Origin of the sequence: Streptomyces sp. NPDC047079 (genome assembly GCF_040643755.1) — a bacterium.
GTDB lineage: Bacteria > Actinomycetota > Actinomycetes > Streptomycetales > Streptomycetaceae > Streptomyces.
Genome location: NZ_JBEYUZ010000008.1, coordinates 43,638 through 60,025 on the forward strand (window position 1 = coordinate 43,638; position 16,388 = coordinate 60,025).

Here is a 16,388-nt window from a genome sequence, read left to right on the forward strand (position 1 = left end):
GCGCCTCGGCAGATATCTCGATGTCGAGATAACTCTAGTACATGGGTGCTGGATGGTCATGCCCCAGCCCCGGCAGGATCCCGGCCCGCGACGCCGCGGGCGGCTCCACACCAGGCGGCCGCGCCCGCGCACACCGCACGTCTCAGCAGAGGATCGACGCCTGCCGGACGGCCGACCCCCAGAGGCCACCCCCCGGCGACCCCTCCCCCTGCCGCCTGCCGCGTGCCGCCTGCCATCAGCTCGGCGAACCGGGGTATCCGACGTGCACCAGTACGTACGGAAGGAAGCACGCATGCCGCTCACATTCCGCAAGAGTTTCCGGATCCTGCCCGGAGTCCGCCTGAACATCAACAAGCACTCCTGGTCCCTCACCACCGGAGGGAAGAACGGGCCACGCCACACCCGCAGCAGTTCAGGACGTCGTACGACATCGATGGATTTGCCCGGCCCTTTCGGATGGCGTCGCACCCGTTCCACCAAGGGTCACTGACGGTCACTCACCCAAACGGACCCCCCAGAAGGCGCCATCTCATATCTGAGATAGCCTCAGTCTCATGTCAGACGACTACCTCGTACGTATCGGCAAGCTCATCCGTGACGCCCGGCAGCACCGTGGCTGGACTCAGGCACAGCTCGCCGAGGCACTCGGCACCAGTCAGAGTGCCGTGAACCGGATCGAGCGCGGCAACCAAAACCTCAGTCTTGAGATGATTGCCAGGATCGGGGAAGCCCTGGACAGCGAGATCGTGTCCCTGGGCTACGCCGGTCCCATGCATCTGCGGGTGGTCGGCGGCCGCCGTCTCTCCGGCGCCATCGATGTCAAGACGAGCAAGAACGCCTGTGTGGCCCTGCTGTGCGCCTCGCTGCTCAACAAGGGGCGCACGGTACTGCGCCGGGTGGCCCGGATCGAGGAGGTGTACCGCCTTCTGGAGGTCCTGGCGTCTATCGGCGTGCGGACCCGCTGGATCAACGACGGGGGCGATCTGGAGATCGTGCCGCCCGCCGGCCTCGACCTGGACGCCATCGACGCCGCCGCCGCCCGCCGCACGCGGTCCATCATCATGTTCCTCGGGCCGCTGTTGCACCGCATGGACCGTTTCAAGCTGCCGTACGCGGGCGGCTGCGACCTCGGTACGCGCACCGTCGAGCCGCACATGATCGCCCTGCGCCGGTTCGGGCTGGACGTCACCGCCACCGAGGGGCACTATCACGCCGTGGTGGACCGGTCCGTCTCTCCCGGCCGGCCGATCGTGCTGACCGAGCGCGGTGACACCGTGACCGAGAACGCGCTGCTCGCCGCCGCCCGCCACGACGGGGTCACGGTCATCCGCAATGCGTCCTCCAACTACATGGTCCAGGACCTGTGCTTCTTCCTGGAGGCGCTCGGCGTCGCGGTCGAGGGCATCGGCACCACCACGCTCACGGTCCACGGTGTGCCGAACATCGACGTCGACGTCGACTACTCCCCCTCCGAGGACCCGGTCGAGGCGATGAGCCTGCTGGCCGCCGCGGTCGTCACCGAGTCGGAGCTGACGGTGCGCCGGGTGCCGATCGAGTTCCTCGAGATCGAGCTCGCGGTCCTGGAGGAGATGGGGCTCGACCACGACCGCAGCGCGGAGTACGTGGCCGACAACGGCCGCACCCGGCTGGTCGACCTCACCGTACGGCCCTCCAAGCTGGAGGCGCCGATCGACAAGATCCACCCGATGCCGTTCCCCGGCCTGAACATCGACAACGTCCCGTTCTTCGCGGCCATCGCGGCCTCCGCGCAGGGCAAGACGCTGATCCACGACTGGGTGTACGACAACCGGGCCATCTACCTGACCGACCTCAACCGGCTCGGCGGACGGCTCCAGCTCCTCGACCCGCACCGCGTCCTGGTGGAGGGCCCGACCCGCTGGCGCGCCGCCGAGATGATGTGCCCGCCGGCCCTGCGGCCCGCCGTGGTGGTGCTGCTGGCGATGATGGCGGCCGAGGGCACCTCCGTGCTGCGCAACGTGTACGTCATCAACCGCGGCTACGAGGACCTGGCCGAGCGGCTCAACTCGGTCGGCGCACAGATCGAGACGTTCCGGAACATCTGAGAAACACCCGGGTTCCACGTCTGCCCTGAAGCCCCGTCACCCACTGCCCCGGGTGACGGGGCTCGGGCGCTGCCATACGACCACCGCGTACATTCCCGCCGTTCGGGGTGCGCGCGGCACGCGCTCCCGCCGACCTGCCGGTGCTGACCGCGAACGCGTCGGCCAAGACCACGGCACATGGCAAGACACCACCCTCGTCGAACGCCGCAGCCCTGCTATCTGAGCGTGCCCAGCACCGAGCGCTCCCACATCGCCGGCCATACGGAGATGGGCCGCTTCATCGCCCGCCGTCTTCGGGGAGTGCGGCCGCAGGCGATACGCACGGCCTCCGGCGGCGCAGCTGTTCCCGCGCGGCCGCGCCCAGTAACCGACGGTACGCACCCCGTCACTCCAACGGGGGGTATCAGATGGCGGTCCCATCCAGCCCGCTCCTAGCCTGAGTTCATGCGTTCGATTCGTCGAGAACGCATGAACCGCTCAAGGAGGTCACACCATGACCCGCACCAAGCTTCTCGCCCTGGCCGCCGCTCCCGCGCTGGCCGTCGCCCTGGCGTCCCCTGCCCTGGCCATGAATGGGGTCGGCGATCCCCCGGTCACCGTGAACAGCCCGGTCCGGCCCATCGCCGCCAACCAAAGCGAGACCCTCACTGTCACCTGCCCTGCGGGCACCAAAGCCATCAGCGGTGGCTGGAACGTGTCGTCCGCCAACATCGACGTGACGGGTAGCCGCGCGATGAGCGACACACAGTGGGAGATTCGGTTCCAGAACGAGACGAACCAGCCCGGCACGGTGCAGGCTTTCGTCCGTTGCGGGGCCTGACGGCGAGCACTGACCAGAGCCGGCCGACCGTTCACCGCGCTGCTGGGCGCGGTGAACGGGAAGACCGAGCAGCGCCAGGCGCCATGACTGGCTGACAGCAAAGGGCGAAGAGGGCGCTGCGGACGAATAGGGACGGCTGTATTCGTCCGGACAACACGAGGCCCAGGTCGGGGATGCATCCCCGACCTGGGCCCTTCCGATGGCAGTGGGTCAGCAGGGCTCGTCGAGCTTCACGGAGTAGATGGCGACGCGGAGAGTGGCCGGGTGGCTGCCGGGGCCGGGGTCCTGGCGGCACACCTTCCAGTTGCTGTTGTCGATGATCCAGCGGTCCCCGTTCGCGTCCTCCTCGTTCACCATGAAGCCCTTGCTGTGCAGCAGACGCATCGCGGCGGCGTGGTTCATACCGACGACGCTGGGCACGTCGTTCGTCTCGGCGGCGGCCTCGGCCGACTTCGACGCCTCGTCGACCTTCTTCTGGAGGTCCTCGACCTTCTTCTGGAGGTCCTCGCGGGCTGCGGAGTTGCTGGCCTGGATGTCCTTGAGGACGTCGTCCAGCGTTGTCGGAGAGGCGGTGGCGGCGGCCGTCGTGGTCGGCTGCGCGGCCGGGTTGCTGCCGTCGCTGCCGGTGCCCGGGGCGCAGGCGTTGAGCAGCGTGGTGGCGGCGAGCACGGTGGCGGCCGGGAACAGGCAGCGGATGAGCTTGGTGGCCTTCATCGGTGGATCCCCCCTGGGATGTGGTGACTGCTGCGCGCTGTGGCGGAGACGCATGGTGTCCGCCCCCGGTGGCGAACCCGGGGGCTTCATGATGCACGCAGGGGCGGACTTGGGCCTCAGTCGCGGGCATCGCCGTTCCGCAGACGGGCCAGCACCACTGGGTCGATCTTGCCGGGAACCAGGCGGTTCTCCAGGTTCTCCACCCCGGCCCACATGTCCAGCGAGGCGTAACCGCGCGCGGTGACCAGGCTCTGGACCTCCTCCTTCAGCTCACCCGAAAGGTCCAGCAGGGAGTCCGGGTCGGGCCTGCCGAACAACAACTCGTGAACGTCCAGCAGACGCCCCAGCTCCCCGACGGGGTCAGGATGGTCGTCCACTCGCAGGTCGCAGGCGACATCGCTGCCGCCGCCGTACCCGGCGCCCGGAGAGGCCACATGCAGGGCCGCGCTCTGGCGGCCGCGGCGGTCACCGCCCGCGGCGTCGCCCGCCGACAGCACTGCGAGCAGTCGCCGGTCGAGCGCCACCTCCGACGAGGACAGCCAGGCCGACTCCATGGCCTCGATCACCTCCGGGCCGGTGAGGATGTTGCCCTGAATCGCATAGCCGTCGCCTGCCGTCCCACCGGCCCAGTCCAGACACTCTTCGCCTGTGTAGGTCGCTCCGGGGCCTTCGGGGCCGACGATCCCCAACTGGCGGTGCGCGCGATCCCGGTCCGCGGCCACGAGACCTGCCACCACGTCCGCAGGCCGCAAGCCCGTGCGCAGCAGTGCCAGTCCCTGGGGGCGATAGCGGAGGTTGGCCGCCGCCTGGGTGGCCACCGCCCCCGCACCGGCCTCCACGGCCGGCACGACGGCGCCGACCGCCAGAAACTTGCTGGCCACTGCTATTCCGAAGGCCGGTCCGGACCGGGCCACAATCGAAAATGTCATGAGGGAAGACAGTAGAAGGGTCCGGGCACCAGCACCAGAACCAGCAGCCGGGGCGGACCTCGACGCCCCGCGATCCCGAACCACGCGGGGAAGGCGGCCCCCGCGTTCGTCGGCGCTTATCGGTCAAGCTTGATCACAATCATATGACAGGTCTTCATTGAACCTCCAACTACCTTCACGGCCCACTCACCAGCTGCCATGCTGCTCCGGCTGAGACCAGAACCAGCCAACGGAGCCCATCACATGGACGACAGCAAGCCCACCACCGAGTCCAGCCGGAGCGTCCCGATCCCGGCCGGAGGTGCCGTCGCGCCCAGCACCGCCGACACCCCCGTCGCGATCCGCCTGCCCGGCCTGGCCATGAAGCGCCGCGGACCGGTCGCGGTGTGGCTCGGCCTGCCGCTCGTCACCCTCGGGATCTATCAGCTGGTCTGGTACTACAAGATCCACAGGGAGTTGCAGGAGTTCGACCGGCGCCGGACCCTCAGCCCGGCGGGCAGCGTGCTGGTCATGATCTTCCTGGGCTGGACCCTGATCGCTCCGCTGGTCTCTTACCACAACACCGGGAAGGCCATCGCGAACGCTCAGCGTGCGGCCGGCCTGCCGGTGACCTGCAGCCCCGCTGCGAGCACGTGGCTCGCGTTCGTTTTCGGCCTCAACATCTGGTACATGCAGCGCCAGCTCAACCTGGTCGTCGACGCCTACCCGGGCGTCGCACCGGGCACCGAGGTACCTCTGGCTGCCTGAATTCAGTAGGCGGTCCGCTGGTCAGCCCGTCGGCTGACCAGCGAGACGGCAGAAGCCCGCGGCTCCGGACGGATCGGACGCCGTGGGCTTCTGCCGTTGTCGATTGGCGTCGGGCGGGCTCGCACGGCCGAGGGACGACCCAGCGCGGGAGCCGGGTAGCAGCCCTACGGTGGGCCGTGTCACTCCGACTCGGGCCTGTCGGGAAGCACCGGCCGGGCAGCGAAGCCCGCTGTCATGGAAGCACCGCGAAGCCGTCGAGTTCCACGAGTGCCTCCTCGTCCCAGAGGCGTACGGCTCCCACGACGGCCATCGCGGGGTAGTCGCGGCCCGCCAGGCGCCGCCAGACGCGACCGAGTTCGGGGGCGTGGGTGCGGTAGGCGGCGACGTCGGTGGCGTAGACGGTGACGCGGGCGAGGTCTGCGGGGGTGCCGCCGGCGGCGCTCAGGGCCGTGAGCAGGTTGGTGAGGGCACGCTCGAACTGCTCGGGGAGCGTGGTGCCGACGACTTTGCCGTCCGCGTCGAGGGCGGTCTGGCCCGCCAGGAACACCACCCGGGAGCCTGCGGCGACCACCGCGTGCGAGAAGCCCGTCGGCGGGGAGAGAGCCGGCGGGTTGATACGCGAGGGGACGGGCGGGTCGGTGCGCTCGGCGGTCACGGGGCCTCCACGGTGGCGTACAACTCCTTCGCGACGATGCCGCGTTGGACCTCGCTCGCGCCCTCGTAGATCCGGGGCGCGCGCACTTCGCGGTAGAGGTGCTCCAGAAGGTGACCGCGGCGCAGGGCGCGGGCGCCGTGCAACTGGACGGCCGCGTCGACGACGTACTGCGCGGTCTCGGTCGCCAGCAGCTTCGCCATCGCGACACGCTTGGGGACGTCCGGGGCGCCCTCGTCGTACGCCGTCGCCGCCGCGTAGACCATGAGCCGGGCCGCCTCGGTGCGCAGGGCCATCTCCGCGACCTGGTGCGCGACGGCCTGGAGGTCCTTCAGCTTGCCGCCGAACGCGTCCCGTTGCGCCGTGTGGGCGAGGGTCGCGTCGAGGGCCGACTGCGCCATGCCGACCGCGAAGGCGCCGACGCTGGGCCGGAAGAGATTGAGGGTGCCCATGGCGACCCGGAAGCCCCGGCCGGGCTCCCCGAGGACGTCGTCGGCGGTCACGGGCACGGCGTCGAAGACGAGGGCACCGATGGGGTGCGGGGAGAGCATGTCGATCGGGGAGCCGGTCAGGCCGGGGCGGTCGGCGGGGACGAGGAAGGCGGTGACACCGCGCGCGCCCGCGCCGGGGGCGGTGCGTGCGAAGACGGCGTAGAAGTCGGCCTCGGGGGCGTTGGAGATCCAGCATTTCTCCCCCGTGAGCCGCCAGCCGCGCCCGCCGTCGCGCTCGGCGAGGGGAGCCGTCACCGCCGCGGGCGGGGACGGCTCCTGCGCCCGCGGGCGCGGGTTCCGTGCGAGGGAGGGCGGATCCTGCGCGGGCAGGGTGCCGTCCGGGTCCGCTCGCAGGGCCAGCGCCGCGGCGTCCGAGCCCGCGTCCGGCTCGGTCAGTGCGAAGGCCGCCACCGTGGTGCCGGCACGGACCCCGGGGAGCCAGCGGGCGCGCTGTGCGCGCGTTCCGTACGCGTGCACGGGGTGGGCGCCCAGACCTTGCAGGGCGAGGGCCGTCTCCGCCTCCGTGCAGGCGTGGGCCAGCGACTCGCGCATCAGGCACAGCTCCAGCGCGCCCGAGGTGAACAGCCGGTCCAGCAGCCCGAGGCGGCCGAGTTCCGCGACGAGTTCCCGGTTGACGCGGCCCGGCTCGCCCTTGTCCGCGAGCGGGCGCAGCCGCTGCTCCGCCAGGGTGCGCAGCTCCGCACACCAGGCGGTCTGTGCCGGTTCGAGTGAGAATGCGGTCATTGCCGGTCCCTCTCCCTGACGGCGCACCGGGGCGGGTGTGCTGCCCACCCGAGCGTATCGCGGACCGTTGACTGTCGTCACCAACACGATACGCTCGATGCGCGAGCCCACCACGACAAGGGGGCGAGACACCATGGACCCGAGGGACGCCACCAGCCCCACGGAGACCGCCGGCACAACCGGCACCAGCGGCACCACAGGCACCGTCGGCACCACCGCCCACCTGGACACCTTCGCCCGGGACCACCTCCCGCCCCCCGAGCAGTGGCCCGAGCTCCTGTTCGACCTGCCCGAGCTCCAGTACCCCGACCGGCTCAACGCCGCCGTCGAGTTGCTGACCGGCACCGCTCCCGGCCGCCCCGCCTTCCGTACGGCGACCGGGGACGTGTGGACGTACGGGCAGCTGCGGGCCCGTGTCGACCGGATCGCGCACGCGCTCACCGGCCCCCTCGGCGTCGTCCCGGGCAACCGTGTCCTGCTGCGCGGCCCCACCACCCCCTGGCTCGCCGCCTGCTGGCTCGCGGTGCTGAAGGCGGGCGCGATCGCCGTCACCGTGCTCGCCCAGCAGCGTCCGCACGAGCTGCACACCCTGTGCGAGATCGCCCGGGTCGGGCACGCCCTGTGCGACGCCCGCTCCGTGGACGACCTCGCGAAAGCCGACGTCCCCGGCCTGCGCATCACCCCCTACGGCGGCGACTCCCCCGAGGACCTGCTGCGTCTGCCGGTGCCCGAGGAACCGTTCCCGCCGGTGGACACGGCGGCCGACGACGTGGCGCTGATCGCGTTCACCTCCGGCACCACGGGGCGCCCGAAGGGCTGTATGCACTTCCACCGCGATGTGCTCGCCATCGCTGACACGTTCTCCCGGCATGTGCTGCGGCCCCGCCACGACGACGTCTTCACGGGCAGTCCCCCGCTCGGTTTCACCTTCGGGCTCGGCGGGCTCGTCGTCTTCCCGCTGCGGGCCGGCGCGAGCGCCCTGCTGCTCGAACAGGCGGGTCCACGGCAGCTGTTGCCCGCGATCGCCGAGCACCGGGTCTCCGTGCTGTTCACCGCGCCGACCGCGTACCGCGGCATGCTGGAGGAGCTGAACGGACACGACGGGCACGACATCGCGTCACTTCGGCGGTGCGTGTCGGCCGGGGAGAACCTGCCCGCCGCGACCTGGCGGGCCTGGCACGAGCGCACCGGGCTGCGCGTCATCAACGGCATCGGCGCGACCGAGCTGCTGCACATCTTCATCTCCGCCGCGGACGACGGGATCCGCCCGGGGACCACGGGAGTTCCGGTGCCTGGGTGGCAGGCCCGCGTGCAGGACGCGAACGGCATCCCCGTGCCCGACGGCGAGCCGGGGCTGCTCGCGGTGCGCGGCCCGGTCGGCTGCCGCTATCTCGCCGACCCCCGGCAGCGGGAGTACGTCCGGGGTGGCTGGAACATCACGGGCGACACCTATGTCCGCGAACCCGACGGCTACTTCCGGTATGTGGCGCGCGCCGACGACATGATCATCTCGGCCGGGTACAACATCGCCGGTCCCGAGGTCGAGGACGCCCTGCTGCGTCACCCGGACGTGGTCGAGACGGCGGTCGTCGGCCGGCCGGACGAGGCGCGCGGGCAGGTGGTGGTGGCGTACACCGTCCTCAGACCGGAGGCGCGCCGCGACCCAGAGGCGCTGCGTGCCTTTCTGACCGCCGAGCTGGCGCCGTACAAGTGTCCGCGCGAGTTCGTCTTCCTGGACGCGCTGCCCCGTACGGCGACGGGCAAGCTCCAGCGCTTCCGGCTGCGGGCGGAGGTCAGCTCGGCGCCCCCACTCGGTGATCATGGGTGACGCGGACGATCTAGAGTGATCAACGTGTCCGATCAGCACGCTCCCCGTTCCCTCATCGTGACGTTCTACGGCGCCTACGGCCGCTTCGTGCCCGGCCCGGTGCCGGTGGCCGAGCTGATCAGGCTGCTCGCCGCGGTCGGCGTGGACGCACCCTCCGTACGGTCGTCGGTGTCCCGGCTGAAGCGGCGCGGGCTGCTGGTGCCGTCGCGCACGGCCACGGGAGCGGCCGGGTACGCGCTGTCGCCGGACGCCCTGCAACTGCTCGAGGACGGCGACCGGCGCGTGTACGCGACGACGCCACCCGAGGACGAGGGCTGGGTGCTCGCGGTGTTCTCGGTGCCGGAGTCGGAGCGGCAGAAGCGGCATCTGCTGCGCTCCCGGCTCGCCGGACTGGGTTTCGGTACCGCGGCCCCCGGCGTGTGGATCGCTCCCGCACGTCTCCATGAGGAGACCCGGCACACCCTTCGTCGACTGCGTCTGGACCCGTACGTGGATCTCTTCCGCGGCGAGCACCTGGGTTTCGCGCCGACCGGGCAGTCGGTGGCGCGCTGGTGGGACCTGGCCGCGATCGCCAAGCAGCACGAGGCGTTCCTCGACCGCCACGCGCGCGTACTGCGCGACTGGGAGGCGCGCGAGGACACCCCGCCGGAGGCGGCGTACCGCGACTACCTGCTGGCCCTGGACTCCTGGCGGCATCTGCCGTACGCCGACCCCGGGTTGCCGGCGGAGCTGCTCCCCGGTGACTGGCCGGGCACCCGCTCCGCCGCGGTCTTCCGGGCGCTGCACGAGCGGCTGCGGGACGCGGGAGCGGTCTTCGCCGGCGTACGCACCGAGCCATGACGCGGTGCCGAGCCGGAACCCCTCAGCCGCTGAAGGCGAGACGGGGTTTGGGGGCGTCCGTGCGTCCGGTCTGCGGGCGACGGCTGCCGGCCCGATAGGGCGCGGGCCACACCGCGCCCGGCCCGCCGTATCCCTGCTCGGCCGCCGCGTGCAGCGTCCAGTGCGGGTCGTACAGATGCGGCCGGGCGAGGGCACACAGATCGGTGCGTCCGGCGAGAATCAGCGAGTTGACGTCGTCCCAGGACGAGATCGCGCCCACCGCGATCACCGGGATGCCCGTCTCGTGGCGGATGCGGTCGGCGTACGGCGTCTGGTACGACCGCCCATAGACCGGCCGTTCGTCGGCCACCACCTGCCCGGTCGACACGTCGATCGCGTCGGCGCCGTGTGCGGCGAAGGCCCGGGCGATCTCGAGGGCCTCCTCGGCCGTGGTGCCGCCCTCGGCCCAGTCGGTGGCGGAGATCCGTACGGTCATGGGCCGCTCCTCGGGCCACACCGCCCGTACGGCGTCGAAGACCTCCAGCGGGAAGCGGAGCCGCTTGGCGAGTGCGCCGCCGTAGGCGTCGGTGCGCCGGTTGGTGAGCGGCGAGAGGAAGCCGGAGAGCAGATAGCCGTGGGCGCAGTGCAGTTCCAGCAGATCGAACCCGCTGCGAGCGGCCCGCCAGGCGGCGGACGCGAACTGCTCGCGGATGTCGGTCAGCTGGGCGCGGGACAGCTCGCGAGGCGTCTGGCCACCGGGCTTGTACGGGATCGGGGAGGCGGCCACCAGCCCCCAGTTGCCGTCCTCGAGCGGTTCGTCCATGCCCTCCCACATCAGCTTGGTCGAGCCTTTGCGGCCGCTGTGCCCGAGCTGCACCCCGATCGCGGTGCCCGGCGCCTGGGTGTGCACGAAGTCGGTGATCCGCCGCCAGGCCTCGGCCTGGCGCCCGGTGTAGAGCCCGGCGCAGCCCGGGGTGATGCGCCCCTCGGCGCTCACGCACACCATCTCGGTCATCACCAGGGCCGCCCCGCCGAGCGCCCTCGCGCCCAGGTGGACGAGGTGGAAGTCGCCCGGGACGCCGTCCACCGCCGAGTACATGTCCATCGGCGAGACCACGACCCGGTTGCGCAGGGTCAGCCCGCGCAGCCGGAAGGGGGTGAACATGGGCGGGGTGCCGGGCGGGCAGCCGAACTCCCGCTCCACCGCCTCGGTGAAGCGCGCGTCGCGCAGCCGCAGGTTGTCGTGGGTGACCCGGCGGCTGCGGGTGAGCAGGTTGAAAGCGAACTGCCGGGCGGGCTGGTCGAGGTAGAGCCGGAGGTTCTCGAACCACTCCAGGCTGGCCCGGGCAGCGCGCTGGGTGGAGGCGACGACCGGGCGCCGCTCCTCCTCGTAGGCGACGAGGGCATCCCGCAGCGAGGTGTGCTCCTGAAGGCACGCGACCAGCGCAAGCGCGTCCTCCACCGCGAGCTTCGTGCCGGAGCCGATGGAGAAGTGGGCGGTGTGCGCGGCGTCGCCGAGCAGGACCAGATTGCCGTGCGACCAGCGGGCGTTGGTGACCGTGCGGAAGGTGGTCCAGGCGGAGTTGTTCGAGCGCAGCGGCAGGCCGTCGAGCGCGTCCGCGAAGATCTTGGCGCAGCGCTCGATCGTCTCGGCGGTGTCCAGTTCGGCGAACCCGGCCGCCCGCCACACCTCTTCGCGCATTTCGACGATCACGGTCGAGGCGTCGGCGGCATACGGGTAACCGTGCAGCTGCATCACGCCGTGCTCGGTCTCCGCGATCTCGAAGCGGAACGCCTCGAAGGCGAAGTCGGCGGCGAGCCAGATGTAGCGGCAGCGGTGCTCCTCCACGGACGGACGGAACACCTCGGCGTAGGCCTCGCGGGTGGTGCTGTGCACCCCGTCGGCGGCGATCACCAGGTCGTACGCCTTCGACAGCCGGGCCGGGTGCGGGGCCTCGGCCCCGAAGCGCAGGTCGACGCCGAGCGAGCGGCAGCGCTCGTGCAGGATCTCCAGCAGCCGCCGCCTGCCGAGTGCCGCGAAGCCGTGGCCGCCGGAGGTATGGCGCACTCCCCGGTGCACGATGTCGATGTCGTCCCAGCGCACGAATTCGTCCTTGAGCGCCGCGTGCACGACGGGGTCGGCGTGCTCGATGCCGCCGAGAGTCTCGTCCGACAGGACGACACCGAAGCCGAAGGTGTCGTCGGGCGCGTTGCGCTCCCAGAGGGTGACCTCGCGGGCCGGGTCGAGCCGCTTGAGCAGCGCGGCGGCGTACAGCCCGCCGGGTCCGCCGCCGACCACGGCGACGCGCAGGGGCCTGTGTGCCGCCTCCATGGCTACCTCCCCTGCCATTTCGGGGGCCGTTTCTCCGTGAACGCGGCGTGGAACTCCGCGTAGTCCGCGCCGTTCATCAGCAGGGCCTGGGTCGAGGCGTCCAGTTCGACGGACGCGGCGAGCGGCATGTCCAGCTCGGCCGTCAGCAGCGCCTTCGTCTGCGCGTACGCGAGTGCCGGGCCGTCGGCGAGCCGGCGGGCCAGTGCCTTCGCGGCCTCGTCGGCGCGGCCCTCCTCGGTCATCTCGCTGATCAGCCCGATCCGTTCGGCCTCGGGGGCCCGTACCGGCTCCCCGAGCATGAGCAGCCGGGTGGCGTGCCCGAGTCCGACGACCCTCGGCAGCAGATAGGCGGCACCCATGTCGCCGCCGGACAGCCCGACCCTGGTGAAGAGGAACGCGAAACGCGCGGAGGGGTCCGCCACGCGGAAGTCCGCGGCGAGCGCGAGCACCGCGCCCGCGCCCGCGGCCACCCCGTGCACGGCGGCGATCACGGGGAAGGGGCACTCCCGCACGGCCCGGACGACCTGCCCGGTCATGCGGTTGAAGTCGAGCAGCTGGGCGGTGTCCATGGAGAGGGTGGCGCCGATGATGTCGTCGACGTCGCCGCCCGAGCAGAAGCCGCGCCCCTCGCCGGCCAGCACCAGGGCTCGGACGGACCGTTCCCGGGAGAGCTGGGCGAGCAGGTCACGCAGGTCGGCGTAGGCGCCGAAGGTGAGCGCGTTGAGCTTCTCGGGGCGGGCCAGCGTGACCGTGGCCACACCGTCGGCCAGGTCACACCTGAGGTGACGCCAGTCGGAGGTGCGGGCGGCGGAGCCGGTGAAGGGACTCATGACGTGCGGCCTCCTCGGTCGGGGGGCGGCTGTCTCACTGCTGCTCTGTGACGACTGCTGCTCTGTGACGAAGTTATCACTGATCCGTGACTGTCGTCACGAGTGCGCGATACGTGGCCGGGGCGGGGCGGGTGCCGGATGCCCTGTGGCCGGCGTCGTGCGGTACGCAGCCCGGTGCGGGGGACACGGGGCCCGGGCGAAACCCGCCGACAGCCCCCTGCGGGGCGCGCCGTACCATGCATGCCTCGTGTTGAAAGCAGGACCGCCTGCGCCATGAACGGACCCGCCTTGTACGAACCCCCCGCTCCCGCCTCCTGGCGCGTCGCGCTGCCGCACACCGCCGCGGCCGTGCCGGTCGCGCGCGCACTGGTCCGTACGGCGCTGGCGGAGCTGGAGCACGCGGCGGACAGCGACACCGCGGAACTGCTCACCGCGGAACTGGTCGCGAACGCCGTGGAGCACGCGGCGGGCGACGGGCCGATCGAGCTGGTCGTAGAGCTGATGCCGACCGGCTGCACGGTCGAGGTGCACGACCCCGACCCGGCGCCGCCCGGCGATCTGACCCGCCCCGCCGTCACGCACGCCGACCCCTGGCAGGAGCACGGGCGTGGCCTGCTGCTGATCCGGAGCCTCAGCTCGTCCTGCGGCCACCGCCCCACCGCGTCCGGCAAGGCGGTGTGGTTCAGACTGTCTGCGGTTCCGCGACAGCGGCGTCCTCGGTGACGGGCGCCGCCACGAGCCGGGAGTGGCGGCGGCCGTAGAGCGCGTAGACGAGGCAGCCGGCCGCCAGGAACGCCGCGAACTGCGCCCAGGTCGTCCAGCCGGTCTCATACATCAGATAGAGGCAGAAACCGACGCCGAGCAGCGGCACCACGGGATACAGCGGGACGCGGAAGGAGCGGGCCAGGCCGGGTTCGCGGCGGCGCAGGGCGATCACCGCGACATTGACCACGGCCATGATGGCGAGGGTGCCGATGGTGCACAGGTTGACGACCGCGTCCAGCGAGGAGAAGGCCGCCGGGACGGCGAAGACGGCAGCCACGATCAGGGTGCCGGTGACGGGGGTCGCGGTCTTCGGCGAGACCCGCTCGAAGACGCGCGGGACGAGCCCGTCGCGGGACATCGACATCAGGATGCGGGTCTGGCCGTACATCACCGCGAGCACGACCGAGGCGATGGCGACCACGGCACCGAAGGCGATCACGGCGCCGCCGATCGTGGAGCCGGTGACCTGGTTGACGACGTACGACAGCGCGGCGGGCCGGCCACCGACCGCGGGCCCGCCGATGGCGCCGATCGCGGCGAGCGCGACCGCGCAGTACAGCAGCGTGACCAGGCCGAGGCAGACGAGGATCGCGAGGGGGATGTTCCGGCGGGGGTTCTTGGCCTCCTCGCCGGTGGTGGTGATCGCGTCGAAGCCGATGTACGAGAAGAACGCGGCCGTGGTGCCGGCGCCGATGCCGCCGAGCCCGGCGGGCGCGAACGGGGTCAGGTTGCCGTGCTTGAAGGCGGTGAATCCGATGGCGCAGAAGGCGACGAGGATGGCGAGCTTGAGGACCGCCATGGCGGCGGTGGCGCGGGCGCTCTCGCGAACACCGCGCACCAGGAGCACGGAGGCCAGCGCGATCACGATGACGGCGGGCAGGTTGATCACCCCGCCGTCGCCCGGCCCGCCGGAGAGCGCCGAGGGAAGCTGCCACCCGGTGAGGCTGGTCAGCAGCTCGTTCACGTACTGGCTCCAGCCGACCGCGACGGCCGAGACGGACACGCCGTACTCCAGCAGCAGACACCAGCCGACGAGGAAGGCCGTGCCCTCGCCGAGACCCGCGTAGGCGAAGGAGTACGAGGACCCGGAGACCGGGATGGCGCCGCCCAGCTCGGCGAACGCGAAGGCGGTGAAGACGCAGGTGAGGGCGGCGAGCACGAAGGAGACCACGACCGCGGGCCCGGCCTGGGCGACCGAGTCGGACAGTCCGACGAAGATGCCGGTGCCGACGATCGCTCCGACGCCGAAGCAGAGGAGCTGGAACAGGCCCATATGGCGCTTGAGGCCATGACCCGCGAGATCGGCGCCGGCCTCGGCGACGAGCAGTTCGGGTGACTTGATGCGGAAGGGGTTGGCGGGTCTGCCGGGCATGAAGGTGGCGCTCTTTTCAGTGGTGCGGGTCGACCGGGGGGTGTCCCCTGCCCGGGAGGAGCCGAGAGGCTGCCGAGCGCGTGGGGGAGGTCGCGAGGCGATCGCCGGAAGGGGTGGTTCCGGGACCGTCGAGGATCGTACGGGAAGGGTGCCGGGCTCCGCTGTGGTGGCGGGCACGCCCGGTCAGGCGAGGGTGGCGACCAGGATGGCCTTGATCGTGTGCATCCGGTTCTCCGCCTCGTCGAAGACGAGGGAGTGCGGGGACTCGAACACCTCGTCGGTGACCTCCAGCTCGGTCAGCCCGTGCCGCTGGTGGATCTCGCGGCCCACGGCCGTGCCGAGGTCGTGGAAGGCGGGCAGACAGTGCAGGAACCTCACGTCGTCGTTGCCGGTGGCGCGCAGCACGTCCATGGTCACGGCGTACGGGCCGAGCAGCGCGATGCGCTCGTCCCAGACCTCCTTGGGCTCGCCCATGGACACCCATACGTCGGTGGCGACGAAGTCGGCGCCGCGCACACCGTCCTTCACGTCCTCGGTGAGCGTGATCCGGGCGCCGGAGGCGGTGGAGAGCCCCTTCGCCGTCTCGACGACCGTGTCCTCGGGCCACAGCGACCGGGGGGCGACGATACGGACGTCCATGCCGAGCAGGGCGCCGGTGACGAGGTAGGAGTTGCCCATGTTGTTGCGGGCGTCGCCGAGGTAGGCGAAGGCGATGCCGGTCAGCGGCTTGGCGCAGTGCTCGGTCATGGTCAGCACGTCGGCGAGCATCTGAGTGGGGTGCCACTCGTCGGTGAGGCCGTTGTAGACGGGGACCCCGGCGTGTGCGGCCAGCTCCTCGACCACGCTCTGCCCGCTCCCCCGGTACTCGATGGCGTCGAACATCCGGCCGAGCACACGGGCGGTGTCCTTGACGGACTCCTTGTGCCCGATCTGCGAGCCGACCGGGTCCAGGTAGGTGGTGTGGGCGCCCTGGTCGGCGGCCGCGACCTCGAAGGCGCAGCGCGTGCGGGTCGAGGTCTTCTCGAAGATCAGGGCGATGTTCCTGCCGGTCAGATGCCGCGTCTCGGTCCCGGCCTTCTTGGCCGCCTTGAGCTCGGCCGCCAGCTCGACCAGGGAACGGAACTCCTCGGCGGTGAAGTCCAGCTCCTTGAGGAAGTGACGTCCGGCGAGGGCGGTCGGGACTGTCGCCATGGGGGCACTCCAGGGATACGCGAGGCAGGACGAACAAGGGGACGAATGGAAGTGTATACGACGTCTTACA

Annotated in this window: 15 protein-coding genes; 7 read left to right on the top strand and 8 right to left on the bottom strand. The window is 71.3% G+C overall.

The features are described 5' to 3' along the window. The first annotated feature begins 292 nt into the window (after positions 1-292). From ABZ823_RS13575 to ABZ823_RS13585, 3 genes are all read left to right on the top strand, one after another. Positions 293-490, top strand: coding sequence for a DUF4236 domain-containing protein (locus tag ABZ823_RS13575; protein ID WP_361658301.1), 198 nt, complete (start codon positions 293-295; stop codon positions 488-490). Positions 491-554: 64 nt separating this feature from the next. Then, positions 555-2,084, top strand: coding sequence for a UDP-N-acetylglucosamine 1-carboxyvinyltransferase (locus ABZ823_RS13580; protein ID WP_361658304.1), 1,530 nt, complete (start codon positions 555-557; stop codon positions 2,082-2,084). 493 nt (positions 2,085-2,577) lie between these two features. After that, positions 2,578-2,904 (top strand): hypothetical protein, encoded by a 327-nt coding sequence (locus ABZ823_RS13585; RefSeq protein ID WP_361658307.1) that lies wholly within the window; start codon positions 2,578-2,580, stop codon positions 2,902-2,904. Between the two features lie 210 nt (positions 2,905-3,114). On the opposite strand, the gene ABZ823_RS13590 is transcribed toward ABZ823_RS13585, so the two are convergent. Then, the gene (locus ABZ823_RS13590) at positions 3,115-3,618 is read right to left on the bottom strand and encodes a PASTA domain-containing protein (RefSeq protein WP_361658309.1); all 504 of its coding nucleotides are present in this window, start codon (positions 3,616-3,618) and stop codon (positions 3,115-3,117) included. Between the two features lie 116 nt (positions 3,619-3,734). Next, positions 3,735-4,547 (bottom strand): DUF1028 domain-containing protein, encoded by an 813-nt coding sequence (locus ABZ823_RS13595; protein WP_361658312.1) that lies wholly within the window; start codon positions 4,545-4,547, stop codon positions 3,735-3,737. A gap of 243 nt (positions 4,548-4,790) precedes the next feature. Between ABZ823_RS13595 and ABZ823_RS13600 the strand changes: the two genes are divergently transcribed. Next, on the top strand, positions 4,791-5,294 hold the full coding sequence (locus ABZ823_RS13600; protein ID WP_361658315.1) for a DUF4234 domain-containing protein: 504 nt from the start codon (positions 4,791-4,793) through the stop codon (positions 5,292-5,294). Between the two features lie 232 nt (positions 5,295-5,526). Here the strand turns inward: ABZ823_RS13600 and ABZ823_RS13605 are convergent, their stop codons facing one another. Continuing rightward, positions 5,527-5,949: a RidA family protein gene (locus tag ABZ823_RS13605; protein ID WP_361658318.1), complete on the bottom strand. Its 423-nt coding sequence runs from the start codon at positions 5,947-5,949 to the stop codon at positions 5,527-5,529. Further along, positions 5,946-7,181, bottom strand: a complete 1,236-nt coding sequence (locus ABZ823_RS13610) for an acyl-CoA dehydrogenase family protein (protein WP_361658321.1) — start codon at positions 7,179-7,181, stop codon at positions 5,946-5,948. Before ABZ823_RS13610 ends, ABZ823_RS13605 begins: the two co-directional genes overlap by 4 nt. Positions 7,182-7,278: 97 nt before the next feature. On the opposite strand from ABZ823_RS13610, the gene ABZ823_RS13615 reads away from it, so the two are divergent. Continuing rightward, a complete protein-coding gene (locus tag ABZ823_RS13615; RefSeq protein ID WP_361658324.1) occupies positions 7,279-9,009 on the top strand; it encodes an AMP-binding protein in 1,731 nt (576 codons plus the stop codon). A gap of 15 nt (positions 9,010-9,024) precedes the next feature. Next, the gene (locus ABZ823_RS13620; protein ID WP_361658326.1) at positions 9,025-9,849 is read left to right on the top strand and encodes a PaaX family transcriptional regulator C-terminal domain-containing protein; all 825 of its coding nucleotides are present in this window, start codon (positions 9,025-9,027) and stop codon (positions 9,847-9,849) included. Positions 9,850-9,871: 22 nt separating this feature from the next. On the opposite strand, the gene ABZ823_RS13625 is transcribed toward ABZ823_RS13620, so the two are convergent. Further along, positions 9,872-12,160 (bottom strand): bifunctional salicylyl-CoA 5-hydroxylase/oxidoreductase, encoded by a 2,289-nt coding sequence (locus tag ABZ823_RS13625; protein ID WP_361658329.1) that lies wholly within the window; start codon positions 12,158-12,160, stop codon positions 9,872-9,874. 2 nt (positions 12,161-12,162) lie between these two features. Next, positions 12,163-12,990 (bottom strand): enoyl-CoA hydratase family protein, encoded by an 828-nt coding sequence (locus tag ABZ823_RS13630; protein ID WP_361658332.1) that lies wholly within the window; start codon positions 12,988-12,990, stop codon positions 12,163-12,165. 273 nt (positions 12,991-13,263) lie between these two features. On the opposite strand from ABZ823_RS13630, the gene ABZ823_RS13635 reads away from it, so the two are divergent. Further along, positions 13,264-13,713, top strand: coding sequence for an ATP-binding protein (locus ABZ823_RS13635; protein ID WP_361658335.1), 450 nt, complete (start codon positions 13,264-13,266; stop codon positions 13,711-13,713). Here ABZ823_RS13635 and ABZ823_RS13640 read toward each other — a convergent pair. Next, positions 13,673-15,127 (bottom strand): amino acid permease, encoded by a 1,455-nt coding sequence (locus tag ABZ823_RS13640; protein ID WP_361658338.1) that lies wholly within the window; start codon positions 15,125-15,127, stop codon positions 13,673-13,675. The genes ABZ823_RS13635 and ABZ823_RS13640 overlap by 41 nt on opposite strands. A gap of 183 nt (positions 15,128-15,310) precedes the next feature. Beyond that, entirely contained in the window at positions 15,311-16,318 is a 1,008-nt protein-coding gene (gene argF, locus ABZ823_RS13645) for an ornithine carbamoyltransferase (protein WP_361658341.1), read from the bottom strand. Positions 16,319-16,388: the final 70 nt, after the last annotated feature.